The sequence below is a fragment of the Acidimicrobiales bacterium genome (assembly GCA_040219515.1).
GTDB lineage: Bacteria > Actinomycetota > Acidimicrobiia > Acidimicrobiales > Aldehydirespiratoraceae > JAJRXC01.
This window is the reverse complement of record JAVJSI010000004.1, coordinates 167848-185964: the sequence shown is the minus strand read 5'-3', so window position 1 is coordinate 185964 and position 18117 is coordinate 167848. Positions and strand designations below refer to the sequence as shown.

Here is an 18117-nt window from a genome sequence, read left to right as displayed (position 1 = left end):
CAACTATCTGCATGAACATGTGCACGTACCCCGTCCGGTCCGGACTCTCTATCCGACCAGTTCGAGCACGCACCCCGGTGGCGCAGTGACGGGATTGCAGAGGGGCGGAACCTCGACCACATAGCCGGTGTCGAACCCCGGGTCCTCGGCGTAATAGTCGGTGCTCAGGAAGTGGGCCCCGCTCCCGATCGCCGCGTCGCGACGGGTCTCGTCGCCCGTTCGCGCGTCGACCGTCGGTGTGTCGGTACGGGTGCGGATGAGGTAGCCCTCGGCGGCTCGCCGGGCGATGTCGGCCGCGCCGGCGATCGGATCGTCGATGCGCAGGAAGGCGGCATCGGGTTCACCGGGAGTGGACGTGGTGAACATGACGCGCCCTTCGAGCGACGGGCGGTCGACTCGGTAGAGATCGTGGGCGTCACCGCCATTCACCATCGCGAACATCACCTTGCCGCGACTCTCGTCGACAGTGGGCCAGCCGTCGGCGAGCACCGCTTCCTCGAGCGTGAACTGCTCGCCGCGCACGTCGTCGGGTCGGATGATGCGCTCCGACCCCATTGCCGCGACCAGCTCCGCGTCGAGCGCGTCGAGGACGGCGACATCGGTCGGGATCGGTTGGGTCCATGCGATTCCGAGGTCGGGCAGCTCGAGCCCCGACGCCGCTGCGGCATCCGGCACCGACTCCTCCTTCAGCTCGATCATGATCATCAAGGGCAGATGGTCCGGGTTGGCATCGGACCACGCCGCAATCTCACCCAGACAGAGTTGCAGCGTCAGACAATTCGTCCCGAAGTCGAAGTCCTGGGTGTGGAGCACCTTGAACCCGGGTTCATCGAGCTCGGGCAGGCCCGACTCGGCCGGCTGACCCACGACCGGCAGCGCAGCTCTCGAGGCGTAGAGACCGCCGTCCGGGTCGGCGAATACATCGATCTCGAACTGGCGCACCCCGAACTCGTCGAGTTGCTCGGTCAACGTTCGATGGGAGTAGTCGATCGACTCGGCCAGTTCCTGGCTGACGAGCTCGATCGCGGTGTAGACGTCGGGCTCCGGGCGCTGGTGATAAGAGTTGTGCGAGCCGAGGACCTGCAGGTCGTTGAGCCGCAGGGGTTCGGGCCCGACGGTGGTCGTCGTCGTCGATTCAGTCGTCGTGGAAATGGCCGCCACGGTCGTCGTGGAGGTCGACGTGGCCGCGGAGGACTCGGCGCCGTCGTCGCCGCACGCGGTGGCGAGGAGGGCCAACCCGAGGACAGCTGCGGTGGCGCGAAGGAACGTGGAGCGCATGAGCCGCAAGCTACACGCCCCGGCACTCGCGGCTCAGACGGTCACCACCGCCTTGCCGTAGACCTTGCGATCCGCGAGATCCTGGAGCGCCTGCGCGGCGGCATCGAACGCGAACGGTGGGTAGAGCGGCGGCGCGACCTCGCCGTCGCGGGCCAGGTCGAAGACCGCAGCCATCTGGCGGCCCACGGCGGCCGGATCGCGCATCAACGACGCACCCCAGTGCACGCCGACCACGCTGTAGTTCTTCAACAGGATGTGGTTGGTCGGCGCGTCGGCGATGCCGCCGACGAACCCGATGATCAGCAGACGTCCGTCCCACGCCATGCATCGACGGGCCTGGTGGTAGGCATCGCCGCCGACGGCATCGAAGCAGACGTCGACTCCCCCACCCGACATCTCCCGAACCGTGTCGACCCACGCCGGAGTCTCGCGATGGTCGACGACGTGGGTCACGCCGAGATCACGAACCACCGCCGCCTTCTCCTCGCCTCCCACGACCGCGATCGGGGTCGCGCCGGCGGCGAGCGCGAGTTGGATGCACGCAGTGCCGGTGCCGCCGGCGGCGCCGGTGATCAACACCGTCTCGCCGGCCTGGAGGTGGGCCCGATCGTGGAGCGCGAACCACGCGGTGCCGTAGTTGACCGGAACCGCCGCCGCCTGCGCGGCCGTCAGTGCGTCGGTCGGGTACGGAAACACGCTGCTCGCCGCGGCCACGTTCACCTCGCGCAGACCGCCGCCCAGGACGGCCACCGCGGTGCCCACCTCGAGTCCCTCCACGCCCTCGCCGAGCGCCGTCACCACGCCCGCCGTCTCGCCGCCGGGTGTGTACGGCAGCCGGGTCGGGACCTGGTACTCGCCGCGGCAGCTCAGCACATCCGGGAAGGTCAGGCCGACGGCACGGGTCTCCACCTGCACCTGACCGGGGCCCGGCTCGGGCGTGTCGGTCTCCTCGAGGCGCAGGACGTCGAGCGGGTGGCCGAGTTCGTGGGATCGCCAGATTCTCATTCGGCGAACCTAGTCCTCGATCCCGGGTGCTCGCGATGGCGACTACGGTTTCGCGGTGGCCCGTCTCGTCCTTCCTCTCTCGCCGGACGGGGTGATACGTCAACTTCGCGACGGCACGAAGGTCGTGCTGCGACCGATCCGGCCCGATGACGGCGACCAGCTTCGCAGCGGATTCGAACGTATGTCGGAGCGCTCGCGGTTCCTCCGCTTCTTCACGCCGCTTCCGAGGCTCAGCGACGAGTGGGTGGAGCGACTCAGTGTGCTCGATCACCGCACCCATCGGGCCTGGGTCGCCTACGACCCCGACGCGCCGGAAGCGACGCCGCCGGGCCTCGGGGTCGGCGTGGCCCGGCTGATCGAACTCGCCGACGATCCGACGACGGCCGAGGCCGCGATCGCCGTCACCGACGACTATCAGGGGCGCGGCATCGGCCACCTGATGCTCCAGGTCGTCGCCGGCACCGCCTCGGTTGCGGGCTATACGACACTCGTGACCGAGGTGCTCCGGGAGAACGCACCCATGCTGGCGTTGGTCCGCTCACTCGGCGAGCCCGTCGATGTCGAGGTCGACGGGTCCACGGTCCGCATCTCGGTTTCACTCACCGAGGCCAGCGACGAGCAGGTCACGGATGGTGCGCTCTACGACCTCCTCCGCCTTGCCGCGAACCACCTCGGCGACTGAGGTTGCTCAGGCGCGAAGGGTGGCGCCGTATTGTTTGGCCACGGTGTCGATGCAGGACTGGCGGGCCTCGGCGACCTCGGCATCGGTGAGCGTGCGGTCGTCGGCCTGGAAACGCAGGCGGTAGGCCAGGCTGCGCGCCCCATCGGCCACGCCCTCGCCGCGATAGACGTCGAAGAGTTCGACCGCCCGCAGCAGCGCACCGCCACCCTTGCGCAGTGAGCCGGCGACGGTGGCCGCGGCCACGTCGTCAGGCACCTCGAACGCCAGGTCGATGTCGCTCGACGGGTACTTGCTGACCGGCGTGTACTTCCGGTTGCCGTGGGGTCCGTCGAGCACGGCGCCCAGATCGAGCTCGATCCACGCCACCCGTCCGGCCACGCCATAGTTCTCCAGCACCGTCGGATCGACCTCGCCGACATGGCCGCGGGTGCGACCGGCGATGACGACCTCGGCCGATCGGGTGGCGTGGAGCCCGGGCGGGGACGCGGCCTTCAGCTGCACGTTGGGCAACGCGAGCGCGGATTCGAGCAGGTCGAGGATGGCGACCGCCGACGGTGCCTCCTCGTCGGCGAGGGCGACCGCGAGGTACTCGCGCTCGTCGGGCAGGAGTTGCCCTTCCGGCGACGGGAGGAACACGTGGTCGATCTCGAAGAAGCGCACATGGTCGCTGCGGTGCGACTGGTTGTAGGCGATGGCCTTCAGCTGACCGGGCAGCAGCGAGGTGCGCAGGACCGACTCTTCGTGCACCAGGGGGTTCGTGAGGGTGACCCCTTCCTCGGGAAGGCCGGCGGCGAGCAGATCACCGGGCGCGAGGAACGGCATCGGCTGGGTCTCGTCGCAGCCGGCGCCGAGCAACACCTCGCGGACCAGGCGGCGGGCCTGCTGATACTCGCTGAGCCCACCGGCCGCGGCGCCCTTGGGCACGGTCCGTTCGATGTTCTCGTAGCCGTACATCCGGGCCACTTCCTCGGCCACGTCGGTCTCGGTGGCGGTGTCCCACCGCCAGGTCGGCACGACGACGTCGAGGTCGCCGTCGACCACGTCGACGCCGAATCCGATGGAGGTGAGGTGATCGGCCATCTCGGACGCCGTCAGGTCGATACCCACGAGGCCGTTGACCTTTGCCGTGCGGACACGCACCGGCGTCCGGTCGGGTGTGGTCCCGGCGACGTCGACCTGACCGCGCACCGCGACCGCACCCTGCTCGGTGGCGAGCTGGACGAATCGCGCCATCGCCCGATCGATGTTCTCGCCCCAATCGACACCGCGACGAAAGCGAGTGGACGCCTCGCTCGGCAGGTTGAGGCGCTTCACGGTGCGGGAGATCGACGGCGGATCCCACCACGCCATCTCGAGCAGGACGTCGGTGGTCGACTCGGAGATCTCGGTGGCGGCACCACCCATGACACCGGCGAGGGAGACGACACGATCGGACTCGTCGGCGATCACGCCGTCGATCGCGGTGAGCGTGCGCTCGACATCGTCGAGCGTCACGAGTGTCTCTCCATCGATGGCCCGGCGCACCCGCAGATGACCGTTGGGCACAGTGGCGAGGTCGAAGGTGTGGTTGGGCTGGCCGAGCTCGAGCATCACGTAGTTGGAGATGTCGACGATCGAGTTGATCGGGCGCATCCCGAGCTGGGTCAGACGGTTCTGCATCCACGCCGGCGACGTGCCGACGGTGACGTTGCGCAGGACGGTGGCGACGAAGCGCCCGCACAACGACGGGTCGACGATGTCGACGGTGAGCAGCTCGGTGGCGGGCTCGTCGCTGCGGGGTGCCTCGGTGAGCAGCTCGTAGTCGGGGAACGAGAACGGCACGCCGAGCGCGGCGGCGAGGTCGCGCGCGACGCCGGCGACCGACATCGCGTCGGGTCGGTTGGCGTTGACCTCGAGGTCCCACAACACGTCGGCTTCGATGCCGAGGGCCTGGCCGAGCGGCTGACCGACCTCGGCGCCGTCGATCACGCGGTCGTTGAGGATCAGGATGCCCTCGTCGTCGGCCCCGAAACCGATCTCGACCCCCGAGCAACACATGCCGTTGGAGGTCTGGCCCCGCATCTCGCGCTGGGCGATCTCCATGCCGTTGGGCATCGTGGTGCCGATCGTGGCGAACGGGATCAGATCGCCGACGGCCATGTTGAACGCGCCGCAGCAGACCTGTAGCGGCTGCCCGTCGCCGGCGTCGACGTCGACCAGCTGGATCTTGTCGGCGTCGGGATGAGGGCGGAGGTCGAGCACGCGGGCGAGCACGACCCCGTCGACGACGTCGCCGATGATCTCCATCTCCTCGACGGCGAGGCCGAGGGCGGAGAGGGTCTCGCCGAGTTCGACCGGATCGCCGTCGATGTCGGGCGCGAACTCGCGCAGCCAGGAAAGGGTGACCTTCATCAGAACTGCCTCAGGAAACGGACGTCGTTGTTGACCAGCTCACGGATGTCGTCGAGCTGGTAGCGCATGACCGCCAGGCGGTCGATGCCGAACCCGAACGCGAAGCCCTGCCAAATCTCGGGGTCGATGCCGCAGTTGCGCAAGACGTTGGGATGGACCATCCCGCAGCCCCCCAGCTCGAGCCAGGACCCGTCGGGCAGGGAGATGTCGAACTCGGCGCTGGGCTCGGTGAAGGGGAAGTAGGACGGCCGCAGGCGGGTCTTCACCTCGCCACCGAAGAATGCCCGGACGAACTCGTCGATCGTGCCGGAGAGGTCGCCGAGGGTGATCCCCCGGTCGACGACGAGCCCCTCGATCTGGTTGAAGGCGGGAAGGTGGGTGGCGTCGGGGGTGTCGGTACGAAACGTTCGGCCCGGCGCCACGATGTAGATCGGCGGCTCGGTGTTCTCCATCGTGCGGATCTGCACCGGCGAGGTGTGGGAGCGGAGCATGACCTCCTCGGGTTCACCGAGGTTCACGAAGATGGTGTCGAACGCACCGCGCGCCGGGTGCCATTCCGGGATGTTGAGGGCCTCGAAGTTGTACCAGGCGGTCTCGACCTCGGGTCCCTCGGCGATGGTGAAGCCCATGGCGACGAACACGTCTTCGAGACGGTCCCGGGCCTGGGTGACGAGGTGCTTCGAGCCTCGACGGATGGGGTCTCGCAGCTCGGTGAGGTCGAGCCGCTCGGCTTCGAGTTGCTCGGCTCGAGCCGCGATCGTGAGGCGGGATCGTGCGTCGGCGATCTCCGCTTCGATGCGAGCGCGGATCTCGTTCACCGCCCGGCCCGTAGCCTTGCGCTCGTCGGGCTCGAGACCGCCGAGCTGCTTCTTCGCCGTGGTGAGCGCCGACTTCTTGCCGAGGAACTCGGCATCGATCGCGGCCAGCTCATCGAGGTCGGCCACGTCGGCCAGCCGGGCACTGGCCTCGGCTGCGGTCTGTTCGAGCTCCTGCATCATCAGGGGCACAGGCTAGGGCGTCGGCGGCACGGTGCCGTGGGGATTCGGTCCTGTACTCTCCCGGCCATGGGGGCGCCATACCAACCGGCCGGCTCACGGCGGGGCTACCGACCCGGGTTCGACGGGCTTCGTGCGGTCGCCGTTGCCCTGGTGGTCGCATTCCATGCCGACTGGATTCCGCTCTCCGGTGGATTCGTCGGCGTCGACGTGTTCTTCGTGCTGTCGGGCTATCTCGTCACCGGCATCCTCATCGACGGGCTGCACCGCAACGGCGTCGTGGGGTTCCGTCGTTTCTACTCACGCCGAATCCGGCGGCTCCTGCCGCTGGCCGCAACCGTCCTCGTCCTCACCGCAGTGGTGTTCACTGCGCTCTCGTCGCCGGTGGTCGTCAACGAGGCCCGCGGCTCGTTCGCGGCGGCGTTCCTCTACGTGGCGAACTGGTGGTTCATCGGTGAGTCGACCGAGTACCTCGGCAGCGATCTCGACAACAATCCGATCCTCCACTTCTGGTCGTTGGCCATCGAGGAGCAGTTCTACCTGGTGTGGCCATTGGTCATCGCGGGGGTGCACCGGGTGGCATCGCGGTTCACGGCCCAGCCGCTCCGGGCGCTCCTCGTGCTGGTCGCGGTGGCGGGTGTGGCGTCGTTCGCGGCGGCGCTGATCATCGGTGCCAGCGATCTCAACCGGGCCTACTACGGCACCGACACCCGGGCGTACCAACTCCTCCTCGGCGCGTTCCTGTCGTTGCTCCCGGCGGTGGCTGTCCGCGCCCACCGGCGCTGGGCGGTGCTGGCCGGGGCGCTCGGCGTCGGCGCCATCGTGATCCTGGCGACCGACATCCTCTCGCTGTCGGCCGTCACCCGCGGTGCGGCCGCAGCGCTCGCCACCGGCGTGGTCATCGTGGTGCTCGAGTCCGACGCCGAGGCCGGCATCGATCGCCTGCTGTCGCTGCCGGCCTTCACCGCGATCGGTCGACTGTCCTACGGCATCTACCTCTGGCATCTGCCGGCGATGTTCGTCCTCCGCGACAGCTGGGACCTCACCCCGATCCAGCTGCTGGCCACCGCCGGCGCTGCGTCGATCGCGCTGTCCGCGGCCAGCGCCGCGGTGATCGAGGGGCCGATCCGGCATGGTCGACGGCTCGACCGCATTCCCGTGCCGGTCATCGCCGCCGGCTTGGCGGTCTCGCTGCTCGGCGGTTTGGCGATCATCCCCGCTGCGCTCAGTCCGTCGACTCGGGTCGAGATCACCGTCGACCCGGACCCCGTGCCGACGCCGGACACCGCCGCCGACGAGGACCCGACGGTCTCGACCGCCGCCCCCGCCGGCCCTGTCGTACTCGAATTCGACTGGGAGGAGGTGCGCAGCGACCGTGGCGAATCACCCGACTGTCGTGCGGCGGATGTCTCGGTGTGCACGGTGATCGAGGGCGACGGACCCCACGTCCTGCTCATCGGCGACAGCCACGCCAAGGTGTGGCAGGCCGCGTTCGTTCCCTATGCCGAGGCCACCGGGATGCGGCTCTCGGTCGCCAGCGTCAGTCGCTGCTCATGGCATCTCGACACCATGGTCGCCATCAGCACCGAGATCCAGGAGGAGTGCTACCGCCAACAACACGAGTGGGTCGACGAGATCGTTCCTGCGCTGGCGCCCGACATCGTCGTCCTCATCCATCGGGCCACGTTCGACCCCGCCCGGCCGTTCCTCGCATCCGAGCCCAGGTTCCTGGCGGCGTCCGACCTCACGATCGGCCAGCTCGTCGAGGAGGTCCCTGCCGTCGTCGTCCTCGAGCCCACGCCGCTGACCAATCCCGAGTCCGATCCGCTGGTGTGTCTCGCCGACGGAGGGGCCCCCGACGACTGCGGGTTCGACGCAACCGCCGAGCCGACATCGCTCGAGGTTCGGTACCGAGAGATCGCCGCGGAGAACCCGTCGGTGTTCACGATCGATCTCGATGCGCTGGCCTGTCCCCGACTCCCCCGCTGCGACACCATCGTCGACGACATGGTCGTGTTCCGCGACCAGTCCCACATGACCACGACCTACGCCGCGAGCCTCGGTGCACAGCTCATCGCCCTCGACCCCCTCGGTCCCGCGATCACCAGCCTCGACGGCCCGTGACACACCGTCTGCGAGACTGTTGACGTGACCGAACCAGCCGACGACCTCTCCCACGTCGTTCGCGACAACCCCGACCGCGAGCGCTACGAGCTGCTCGTCGACGACCGCATCGTGTCGATCGCCGACTACTCCACCGCGGGGTCGACCATCGTGGTGCCCCATGTCGAGACCGACCCTTCGATGCGAGGCCGAGGCATGGCCGACCGGCTCATGCGGGGCCTCCTCGACGACCTGCGCGAACGGGAGATGACGATCGTCCCCCAGTGCCCGTTCGCCGCCGCCTACATCCGCGACCATCCCGCCGACGCGGACCTCTTGGCGTAGACCCTTCAGCCGCGACCCATCGCCGCCGATGGGCCAATGGACCCATTGCGGTCGCTCCCGGCCGGCTCCAGCCTGGTGGACGGGGAGGCGAGCGGTGTTACGAGAGAAACTGACGACGGCCCTCGTGGTCGCTCTGCTGGCGAGCAGCTGCACCGCATGGACCTGGGGCAACCGCTACGACCAGGGCCCCAGCACTCCTGCCGAAGAGACGGCCGGTTGGCTGAGTACCAGCGCCAGTGCCTTCAACACCTGCCGTATCGCCGTCGACTTCGGCCTGTGGTGCCACGGCGAGAACCGATTCGGTGAGGTCGGCGACGGCACCGGCGTCGCCACCGACGACTTCGTTCGCATCGGCACCGACACCTGGCTGGATGTCAACACGACGGCGGCGTCGACCTGTGGAGTGAAGACCGACCGCACGCTCTGGTGCTGGGGTGTCATCAACGACGGGACCTATCCGCCCGACCCGGCTGACCTCGTGCTCTCGCCGCAACCGCGAAGCAACACCACCGACTGGGCGACCGTGGGCGGGAGCCAGGAGTCGTTGTGCGGAACGAAGGTCGATGGATCGTTGTGGTGCTGGGGCGCGAACACCACCTACCAGCTCGGCGATGGCACCCGGGACTACCGTCCCGACCCGGTGCTGATCAGCGACGCCCGATGGATCTCCGTCGACTCCGGCTACAGAGCGAGCTGCGGCGTACAGAATGACCACACGCTCTGGTGCTGGGGCGTCGACGTCAGCGGCGAGACGGGGCAGGGTCCCGGGCCCGAGGTCGAGTATCCGGTCCCGACCCAGGTCGGGTCGTCGACCGATTGGCGGGAGGTGAGCCTCGCCGACTCGTACGCCTGTGCCACCAGAATCGACAACAGTCTGTGGTGCTGGGGCAGCCTCCTCTTCACGAACGAGATATTCGCCGAGATACCGACTCGGGTGGGCGCTGACAGCGCGTGGCGAACCGTCGACACCGGCCCCAGCTCGGCATGCGGGATCCAACAGGACAACTCGATGTGGTGTTGGGGCAAGAACGACCGGGGTCGGGTGGGCGACGGCACTACTGATTTCCAGCCCGAGCCCGTACAGGTCGGACATGGTCGGACATGGATCGCCGTCAGCCTCTTCTGGACGGTCGACGCACTTGCGCTGGACTCGACGACACCCGGCGCTGGATCGGCTTCGAACTGAGCCACGAATTCACCGTCGCCTTCTCGGTGCCGTAGCAACTCAGCGTCGACGGGCCTCGTAGGCCAGCAATGTGCCGGCCATCGCGACGTTGAGCGATTCGGTGTTGCCGGGCATGTCGATGCGGACCCACGCGTCGATCAGCGGGGCGATGGAACGGTCGAGCCCGTGGGGCTCGGAGCCGAGCACGATGGCCACCGGGCCGTCGAGCACTCCCCCGTCGTGCGGCTCACCCTCACGCACATCGGTGCCGATCACTCTCGCACCGGCGCCACGGAGACGCTCGGAGGCGTCCTCGAACGTGTCGAGCTGCACCACGGGCACCCGCAGAACCGAACCGGCCGACGAGCGGACCACCTTGGGGCCCCACGGATCGGCTCCACCGATGCAGACCACCGCGGCGGCCCCCACGGCATCCGCGACCCGGATGAGCGTCCCGACGTTGCCAGGATCACTCACTTCGGCCAGAACCAGCGCGACGTCGTCGGCACCGAACGCGGCTGGCACCTCCCCGTTCGGGCGGGGCACCAGCGCCAGCATCGGCTGGGGCGAGACCGACGGGGCGAGCCGCTCGAACACGTTGTCGCGGGTGACGATGACCTCGACACCGGCCGGCAGCTCCTCGAGCAGCGGATGATCGTCGTGGGATTCGGGGAGGATCACCGTCGACGGGACATGGCCGGCGTCGAGGGCCTCACGAACCGTCCGCGGCCCTTCGAGCACGATCTCGGCGGAACGCGAACTGCGCCGCCCGATCAGGCGACGCAGTTCAGCGATTCTCGGATTCTGTGCCCCGAGCACATGTGACCCGGCGGCAGGAGCCATCAGGCGTCGGTGAGCGCCCCGTTGGCCGCCTCGACGAGAGCGCTGAACGCGGCCGGGTCGTGGATGGCCATCTCGGACAGCATCTTGCGGTCGACCTCGATCTCGGCCGCCTTCAGCCCGGCGATGAACCGGCTGTAGCTGGTGCCGTTCTCACGGCACGCGGCGTTGATGCGCTGGATCCACAGCTTGCGGAACTCACCCTTGCGGGCCCGACGATCGCGGAACGCGTAGTTGCCCGCGTGCATGACCGATTCGTTGGCGGACTTGAACGTCCGTGAGCGGTTGCCGTAGTGGCCCTTCGCCCGCTCGAGTACTACCCGGCGGCGCTTCTTGGAGTGAACAGACCGCTTGACGCGTGCCATGAGTCTCCCTTTCTCTATTTCGCCTCACGCCGTCGGCGTGCGGACTTCTCGCCGGGAGTCGATTCGACTCCTGGCACTCGGTGAATGGGGTACGGACCGGCTCAGACGCCGAGGTCGCGCAGGTTCTTCTCGTCGGCCTTCGAAACGAGGGTCGTCTTGCGGAGCTGACGCACACGCTTCGGGCTCTTGCCCTCCATCATGTGGTTCTTGCCCTGGTGCCGGCGCTTGAGCTTGCCGGAGCCGGTGCGCTTGAACCGCGCGGCCGCGCCCTTGTGGGTCTTCATCTTTGGCATTTTGTCTTCTTTCTCAGGATTCGGAGTTGGACTCCGAGGCTTCGGCGGCTGCCGCTTCGGCCTCTTCCTTTTCTTTCTGCTTCTGGTGGCGGGCCTGGGCCTGCTTGTCGGGAGCGAGCACCATCACCATGTTGCGGCCGTCCTGTCGGGGGTGGAACTCCACCTTGCCGACGTGTTCGACCGTCTCGGCGACCCGATCGAGGATCTTGCGACCCAGTTCGGGGTGTTGCATCTCTCGGCCACGGAACATGATCGTGACCTTGACCTTGTGACCTTCTCCGAGGAACTCCTCGACCTTGCGAGTCTTGGTGTCGAAGTCTCCCGGACCGATCTTGGGCCGGTACTTCATCTCCTTGACCGACAGGTTCGAGGACTTCTTCTTGGACTCTTTCGCCCGTTGGTTCGCCTCGTACTTGAACTTGCTGTAGTCCATGACCTTGCAGACCGGCGGCTTCGCCTCGGGGGCGACCTCCACCAGGTCGAGGCCGGACGCTCGCGCGATGTTCTGCGCTTCGGGCAGCGTCTTGACGCCGATCTGTTCGCCGTCGTGTCCGATCAAACGGACCTCTCGGGCGCGGATCCGATCATTGATCCTTGGCTCGTCGTTTTGCGGTGCTATCGCTCTGAAATCCTTGTGAGCACGGAACCTCCGTAGGTTGGCTGGGTCTCCGTCGAGCCGTATCTCCGGGAAACCATGTACCCGGCGAAAACGAAACAACGGACGTCGGCGAGCCGACGTCCGCGAAAGAATCCGGAGGATTCTGCCGTGTGGTCGACCTGGACGCATCAGCGACCCGCATCCACCGGAGTGAGCACGAACCGGATGGCCAGGTGGGGGTTGCCCCGCTTGCCATTCAATTGTGACCGTTAGGGTACCAGCCATGAGTTCTCTCTGGACACCTGGGGGCGAACACCCCGTTGATCGCCCTTCTCCCGCCCCACAGGCCGAGGCGCCCGCCGTCGACCACAGCCTCGACGACGAGATCGCGGCCGCGCTCCCCGAGGGAGTGAAGCTCGACGATCTCAGCCCCGAGGAACGGACTCGTGCCGAGGAGATGGTGCGAGAGATGACCGAGGCACGGGGTCGACTGCTCGAGACCCCGGCCGCGATGATCGTGGCCAACCACGGCATGGGGCTCTACGAACTGGCCGCCCTGCACCTGTCGCAGGAAACCCCGAACTTCAGCGAGGCAACCGTCGCCATCGACGGCCTCGCCGCCATCGTCGAGAAGCTCCAAGGGCGTCTCGGCGAGGCCGAGGCAACACTGGTCGAGGCACTCGATCAGCTCCGCATGGTCTTCGTGCAGCTGAAGTCCCAGGCTTCGGACGAGACCGCCTGACCCACTCCTCATTCGGCGTTCTCGCAGGCCGATCTGGAGGAGGTGACCCAATCGACAGAGCGGACCTCTGCCACCGGCGGGTCCGCCGACTCTCAAGCCGACTCTCTCGACGCGCGCACCTGGCAGCCGCGTCGAGGGATCAGTGCGCTCGTGTGGTTGGTATCACTCTTGCTTCCGGCCGCCGTCGGCTTCCTCGCCGTCTGGGCCTCGATGGTCGTCGTCGCGAAGCCGAAGACGCTTCTCCTACTGCTGCCATGGCTCGCGCTCATGGTCGCCGCTGCCTTCGCGGGGATGCGGGTGGCCAACTTCGCCACCCGGCGCCTTGCCCCGCTTCGCGCCCTGTTCCAGATGTCGCTCGTGTTCCCGGACGCCGCACCGTCGAGGTTCGGCGCCGCGCTTCGCGCCCACACCGGTCGTGACCTCGGACGCTCGGTCGCCATCCCTGCGACGTTCGAGTCGAACCAGGCCGCGGCCGAGCACCTCGTCGAGCTGCTGGCGCGCCTCAGCGCCCACGACCGACTGACCCGCGGCCACTCCGAGCGGGTCCGAGCATTCTCCGTGATGCTCGGTGAAGAGATCGGGTTGAACAAGAACGACCTGATCAAGCTCAACTGGGCGTCGCTCGCCCACGACGTCGGCAAGCTTCACGTGCCCGAGTCGGTGTTGAACAAGAACGGTCGACCGAGCGACGACGAGTGGACGGTGCTCAAGTCACACCCCGGCCACGCAGAGAAGTACGTCCGCTCGTTGCGGCCCTGGCTCGGAGACTGGGTCGATTGTGCGACCCAGCATCACGAGCGCATCGACGGCAAGGGCTACCCCGACGGGCTGGCCGGCGAGGAGATCTCGCTCTCGGGCCGGATCGTCTCGATCGCCGATGCGTTCGATGTCATGACGGCCACCCGCTCCTACAAGCGACCGCAGCCCGCGTCCCAGGCTCGCGCCGAACTGCTTCGCAATGCCGGCACCCAGTTCGACGCGGCCCTCGTCCGATCGTTTCTCCAGATCTCGATACCCCGCCAACGGATGATCACGGGTTGGCTCGGCTGGCTCGCCCACCTGCCGACCATGCTGCGCCTGCCCGCCATCCCCGCCGCCGTCCAGTCGGTCGGCGGTGTCGTGGCCGCCGGCACCATCACTGCAGCAGCCGTGATCGCCACGCCTCTCACCGAGCTCCCGGAGGAGGAGGTCTCGTTCGCCGTCGAACGGGCGGTGGAGGACGACGAAGCTCCTGGATCCACCGTTCCGGATGACCCGACGGACCTCGCACCGGCGCCGACGACCACCACGCCCCGCGCCACCACGACCGCCGGCGACCCGACGCCGACGACGACCGCCGCGGACCCCTTGGCGCCGGCCACGACCCGAGACCCGAGCGACCCGACACCGACCACCACGGCGAGTCCGGCGACCACAACGACCGCCGGCACCGGTACGACGACCACAGCGACCGCCGGCACCGATGCGACGACCACAACCACCGCCAGCACCGGTACGACGACGACCACGACGACGACCACCACACTGGCGCCCGCAGTCACCGAGGCGAACGACGACAGCACGACCGTGCTCCTCGGAGTGGGCCGCACGGTTGCTGTGCTGGCCAACGACGACTTCGGCACGTCGAGTGCGAACACCACGACGCTGGCGGTCGTCGCCGGGCCGTCGCGGGGCACGACGAGCGTCAACCAGGCGACGGGGGAGATCACCTGGTCCCCCACCGGCCTCCCGATCGGCGGGTCCGACAGTTTCGTCTACCGAATCTGCTCGATGGCCGGCAGCTGCGACACTGCCATGGTCACGATCAACATCGTCGTGTAGCTCGCCGCCGGCTCAGACCACGTCCGGCTCACACCACGACGAGCACTGCCCCGAGCACGACCGCCAGCGTGCCGGTGAGCAAGCGGGCGGTGACCGTGCGGCGCACGAGAACCAGCCCGAACAGGATCGAGGTCCCCCGAAGGGTCGCGATGTCAGCCGCGTCGGCCCGGGTGTAGGCGAGCAGCACGAGACCGTAGGCCACCACGGCGAAGGCACCGATCCGCAGACCCTCGTACAGCGAGGCTCGAACCCGCGCGAGCGAGGCCCGTTCGGTCAACAGCACGACCGCCGCCGCCACCATCGAGGCACCGGCGAAGTAGCCGAGTTCACCGGTGGACTCCACTCCGCGGGCGTCGAGGAGCGTGTAGGAGGCGATGAAGCCACCGGTGACGAGCGCCATCGCCACTGCGGCGCGTTCGCCCTGACCCCACGCCACCCCGCCGATGACCGACATGCCCACGCCGACCACGATTGCCCCTGCGACCGTCGTGACCGCCGGGGTCTGGTCGAGCAGCCAGATGCCCGCTGCCGCCACGAACAGCGGCGCAGCCCCGCGAGCGATCGGGTAGGTCGTCGCCAACCCACCGCGTCGATACGCCTGCGCGAGGAAGCCGATGTAGCCGCCATGGGCCAGCCCGCTGAGCACCATCCATCCGAGCACCTCGGTCGGGGGGTCCATGACCAGCCAGGGCAGCAGGACGACCGCGCCGGTGGCGTAGGCGATGGCCAACTCGACCGCTCGGTCGTCGCCGCGATTCGCTCTGGCGTTCCAGATGGCGTGGAAGAACGCCGAGCTGAGGACCAGCGCGACCGCGACGCCGTTCACCACCTAGGCGAGACGGATGTCTCGCCCCTCCCATCGCCCGAGATGCCCAGGGACCAGCAGGAAGTCGACCTCGGCCCCGGGCGCGATCGTCCGAGTGCCGTCGGCGATCGCCGTGCAGTGGAAGAACCATTCGCCGTCGTCGTCGGCGAGGGTCCCGCAGCCGGCGGCGTCGTCATAGGCGCTCACCCGGCCCTGCCGGCGGCCGGCCCCGCTCCGTCGGCTCATGGCACGATCTTGGCGATCGGCAACTCCACGATGTCGGTGGCCCCGCCGTCTCGCAGCGCAGGGATGAGGATGTTGATCTCGTTCTTCGGAACGACGGTCTCGATCGCATAGCCCGCACCGCGGAAGAGCTCGTTGACGGTTGGGGCCTTCATCGACGGGAGCAGTTCGATGACCGCGTCGAGCGAGCCCACCGGCACGTTCATCTTCACGAGCACCTTCCCCCGGGCGTCGAGCACGCCCTGGAGCAGTGTGTGGATCTGGCCCATTGCGTGGGCCTTGTCGGGGTCGGCGAACGACTCCGGGTTCGCGATCAGTTCGGTGTAGCTGGTGACGAGTGTGTCGATGATGCGCAGACCGGCCGCGTGCAGTGCCCGCCCGGTCTCGGTGATGTCGACCACGACGTCGACGATGTCGGGCACCTTCGCCTCGGTGGCGCCGTAGCTGAGGCGGACATCGGCGTCGACCCCGGCGTCGGCCAGGAACCGCCGGGTGATCTCGGGGTACTCGGTGGACACCTTGACCCCGGCGGGCAGGTCCGCCACGGACTGCCACGGGGAGTCGCCCGCCACCGCCATCACGATGCGCACCGGCTTCGACGTGGCCTTCGAATACTTCAGCTCGCCGAGCGTCTCGACCCGACTGCTGGTCTCCTCGATCCAGTCACGACCGGTGATGCCCACGTCGAACAAACCGTCGGCGACATAGGTGGGGATCTCCTGCGGTCGAAGGATCCGCACCGATTCGATGCGAGGATCGTCGATCGTGGCCTTGTAGGCCACCGAGGACGAGCGCTCGACGGGAAGGTCGGCCGCCTCGAAGAGATCCAACGTGGCCTTCTCGAGCGACCCCTTGGGGAGAACCAGCTTCAGCATGGGCGTGAAGGCTATCCCTCGGCGGATTCGCCGCCGTGGGCCAGGAGGGTGACCCGGAGGTCGGCACCGAGCGTGACCACCTCGTCGAACCGGCCCCGCCAGACCGAGTCGATCGAGACGGCGCCCGCACCGGCGAACAGTCCCGCCGCATCCCCGCCGGCGAAGAGCACCGGCGCCAGATAGATCACGTACTCGTCCACCAGGCCCTGATGGTGAAACGTGTGAGCCACCCGCGGGCCGCCTTCGACCATCAGCTGGACCACCTCATCGGCACCGAGCTGATCGAGCAGGTCGGGGACCTCGCCGTCGAACTCGAGGCACGGATGCACTCGGGCATCGGCCGGGGCCGCACCGAGCACCACTCGGCGCGGATCACGGACCCCCGCCGGATCGATCCGGAGTTCGGGCGGCGGCCAGTCCCGCACGGTCAGCGCGGGGTCGTCGGCCCGCACGGTGCCTGCGCCCACGAGGATGGCGTCGCTCTCGGCTCGGAGTCGATGGGCGTCGGCGCGGGCCTCGGGACCGGTGATCCACTGTGAGGACCCATCGGGCGCAGCGACGCGCCCGTCGATGCTCGCGGCCAGCTTCAGCACGACCCAGGGCCGGCCGGTGCGCCGGTGATGGAGATAGGGCCGCAGTTGGCGCTCGACCTCCTCGGCCGCCACGCCGACGTCGACGCGAATGCCGGCCGCCCGCAGGCGTTCGATACCCGCGCCGGCGACGTGCGGATCGGGGTCCGTCACGCCGATCACGACCCGGGCGATGCCGGCTTCGATCAGCGCCTCGGTGCAGGGGCCGGTGCGGCCGTGGTGATTGCAGGGCTCGAGGGTGGTGTAGACGGTGGCACCCTCGGTGACCTCGGCTGCGGCCAACGCCTCGATCTCGGCGTGGTTGCCCCCGGCCGGTTCCGTGGCTCCCCAGGTGACGCTGCCGTCGGTCTGGACGAGGGTGACGCCGACCCACGGATTGGGCGACGTTCGGTGGCGGGCCCGGCTGGCGACGTCGACGGCCCGCAGCATGCGGTCGCGATCGAGCACCGGAGAGACGTCGTCCATCACGGTCCCGCGGGATGGGGATCGGCATTGTCGACCAGGAGTCGCACCGCATGGGGCAACACGTCGATCACTGCGTCGATCGTCTCCACGCATCCCTTCGAGGATCCGGGGGTGTTCACGACGAGTGCGGTGCCGACGGTGCCCGCCACGGCCCGGCTCAACCGGCCGAGCGGGCTGACGAGCCGCATCGCCTCGGCGAGGCCCGGCGCCTCGCGATCGATCACCGCGCGGGTGCCTTCCGGCGTGCGGTCGCGCGGACCGAACCCGGTGCCGCCGGTGGTGATGATCAGCCCGTGGAATCCCTGGGCCATCGCCCGGAGCGCACCGGCCACCGGCAGCTCGCCGTCTTCGGTCACCCGGCGGTCCACGACCGTCCACCCCGTGGCACTCATGTGGTCGTCGAGAATGGCACCGGACCGGTCCTCGCGGGTGCCGTGCACGACACCGTCGGAGACCGTGAGGATCTTGACGTGGAGCGGCGTGGCGTCGTCGGCCTCGTGTCCGTGGTTCATGGTG

The 18117-nt window shown here is 68.5% G+C and carries 19 protein-coding genes; 6 read left to right on the top strand and 13 right to left on the bottom strand.

What is annotated here, in order from left to right:
* Positions 1-48: 48 nt before the first annotated feature.
* Together RIB98_02000 and RIB98_01995 are read right to left on the bottom strand one after the other, a co-directional pair.
* Complete coding sequence (locus RIB98_02000) at positions 49-1278, bottom strand: Ca2+-dependent phosphoinositide-specific phospholipase C (protein MEQ8839729.1); 1230 nt, start codon at positions 1276-1278, stop codon at positions 49-51.
* A gap of 33 nt (positions 1279-1311) precedes the next feature.
* Positions 1312-2283: an NADPH:quinone oxidoreductase family protein gene (locus RIB98_01995; protein MEQ8839728.1), complete on the bottom strand. Its 972-nt coding sequence runs from the start codon at positions 2281-2283 to the stop codon at positions 1312-1314.
* 55 nt (positions 2284-2338) lie between these two features.
* On the opposite strand from RIB98_01995, the gene RIB98_01990 reads away from it, so the two are divergent.
* On the top strand, positions 2339-2965 hold the full coding sequence (locus RIB98_01990) for a GNAT family N-acetyltransferase (GenBank protein ID MEQ8839727.1): 627 nt from the start codon (positions 2339-2341) through the stop codon (positions 2963-2965).
* A gap of 6 nt (positions 2966-2971) precedes the next feature.
* Here the strand turns inward: RIB98_01990 and pheT are convergent, their stop codons facing one another.
* Positions 2972-5356, bottom strand: coding sequence for a phenylalanine--tRNA ligase subunit beta (pheT, locus tag RIB98_01985; protein MEQ8839726.1), 2385 nt, complete (start codon positions 5354-5356; stop codon positions 2972-2974).
* A complete protein-coding gene (gene pheS, locus RIB98_01980; protein ID MEQ8839725.1) occupies positions 5356-6354 on the bottom strand; it encodes a phenylalanine--tRNA ligase subunit alpha in 999 nt (332 codons plus the stop codon). Before pheS ends, pheT begins: the two co-directional genes overlap by 1 nt.
* Positions 6355-6420: 66 nt before the next feature.
* Between pheS and RIB98_01975 the strand changes: the two genes are divergently transcribed.
* The 3 genes from RIB98_01975 (at position 6421) to RIB98_01965 (ending at position 9985) form a co-directional block, all read left to right on the top strand.
* Positions 6421-8475: an acyltransferase family protein gene (locus RIB98_01975; GenBank protein MEQ8839724.1), complete on the top strand. Its 2055-nt coding sequence runs from the start codon at positions 6421-6423 to the stop codon at positions 8473-8475.
* A gap of 24 nt (positions 8476-8499) precedes the next feature.
* The gene (locus tag RIB98_01970) at positions 8500-8799 is read left to right on the top strand and encodes a GNAT family N-acetyltransferase (GenBank protein MEQ8839723.1); all 300 of its coding nucleotides are present in this window, start codon (positions 8500-8502) and stop codon (positions 8797-8799) included.
* A 94-nt stretch (positions 8800-8893) separates the two neighbouring features.
* Positions 8894-9985 carry a hypothetical protein gene (locus tag RIB98_01965; protein MEQ8839722.1) on the top strand — a complete coding sequence of 364 codons (1092 nt, stop codon included), beginning with the start codon at positions 8894-8896 and terminating at the stop codon, positions 9983-9985.
* A 39-nt stretch (positions 9986-10024) separates the two neighbouring features.
* Here the strand turns inward: RIB98_01965 and RIB98_01960 are convergent, their stop codons facing one another.
* The 4 genes from RIB98_01960 to infC all read right to left on the bottom strand — a co-directional run bounded on the left by RIB98_01960 (position 10025) and on the right by infC (position 12249).
* On the bottom strand, positions 10025-10807 hold the full coding sequence (locus RIB98_01960; GenBank protein MEQ8839721.1) for an RNA methyltransferase: 783 nt from the start codon (positions 10805-10807) through the stop codon (positions 10025-10027).
* Positions 10807-11169, bottom strand: coding sequence for a 50S ribosomal protein L20 (gene rplT, locus RIB98_01955; GenBank protein MEQ8839720.1), 363 nt, complete (start codon positions 11167-11169; stop codon positions 10807-10809). The genes RIB98_01960 and rplT overlap by 1 nt, the downstream gene beginning before the upstream one ends.
* A gap of 101 nt (positions 11170-11270) precedes the next feature.
* Positions 11271-11462 carry a 50S ribosomal protein L35 gene (gene rpmI, locus RIB98_01950; protein MEQ8839719.1) on the bottom strand — a complete coding sequence of 64 codons (192 nt, stop codon included), beginning with the start codon at positions 11460-11462 and terminating at the stop codon, positions 11271-11273.
* Positions 11463-11475: 13 nt separating this feature from the next.
* Entirely contained in the window at positions 11476-12249 is a 774-nt protein-coding gene (gene infC / locus RIB98_01945) for a translation initiation factor IF-3 (protein MEQ8839718.1), read from the bottom strand.
* 94 nt (positions 12250-12343) lie between these two features.
* Between infC and RIB98_01940 the strand changes: the two genes are divergently transcribed.
* Positions 12344-12802, top strand: a complete 459-nt coding sequence (locus tag RIB98_01940; protein MEQ8839717.1) for a hypothetical protein — start codon at positions 12344-12346, stop codon at positions 12800-12802.
* Between the two features lie 156 nt (positions 12803-12958).
* Positions 12959-14623 carry an HD domain-containing phosphohydrolase gene (locus tag RIB98_01935; protein MEQ8839716.1) on the top strand — a complete coding sequence of 555 codons (1665 nt, stop codon included), beginning with the start codon at positions 12959-12961 and terminating at the stop codon, positions 14621-14623.
* Positions 14624-14651: 28 nt separating this feature from the next.
* Here RIB98_01935 and RIB98_01930 read toward each other — a convergent pair whose 3' ends face one another.
* Genes RIB98_01930 through RIB98_01910 form a run of 5 tightly spaced genes read right to left on the bottom strand, consistent with a single transcriptional unit; the run spans position 14652 to position 18113 of the window.
* On the bottom strand, positions 14652-15449 hold the full coding sequence (locus tag RIB98_01930; GenBank protein MEQ8839715.1) for a hypothetical protein: 798 nt from the start codon (positions 15447-15449) through the stop codon (positions 14652-14654).
* A 3-nt stretch (positions 15450-15452) separates the two neighbouring features.
* The gene (locus tag RIB98_01925) at positions 15453-15674 is read right to left on the bottom strand and encodes a hypothetical protein (GenBank protein ID MEQ8839714.1); all 222 of its coding nucleotides are present in this window, start codon (positions 15672-15674) and stop codon (positions 15453-15455) included.
* Positions 15671-16546 carry an ATP phosphoribosyltransferase gene (gene hisG / locus RIB98_01920; GenBank protein MEQ8839713.1) on the bottom strand — a complete coding sequence of 292 codons (876 nt, stop codon included), beginning with the start codon at positions 16544-16546 and terminating at the stop codon, positions 15671-15673. Before hisG ends, RIB98_01925 begins: the two co-directional genes overlap by 4 nt.
* A gap of 11 nt (positions 16547-16557) precedes the next feature.
* Positions 16558-17601, bottom strand: coding sequence for a bifunctional diaminohydroxyphosphoribosylaminopyrimidine deaminase/5-amino-6-(5-phosphoribosylamino)uracil reductase RibD (ribD, locus tag RIB98_01915; GenBank protein ID MEQ8839712.1), 1044 nt, complete (start codon positions 17599-17601; stop codon positions 16558-16560).
* Positions 17601-18113: a MogA/MoaB family molybdenum cofactor biosynthesis protein gene (locus tag RIB98_01910; GenBank protein MEQ8839711.1), complete on the bottom strand. Its 513-nt coding sequence runs from the start codon at positions 18111-18113 to the stop codon at positions 17601-17603. Before RIB98_01910 ends, ribD begins: the two co-directional genes overlap by 1 nt.
* Positions 18114-18117 lie beyond the last annotated feature (4 nt).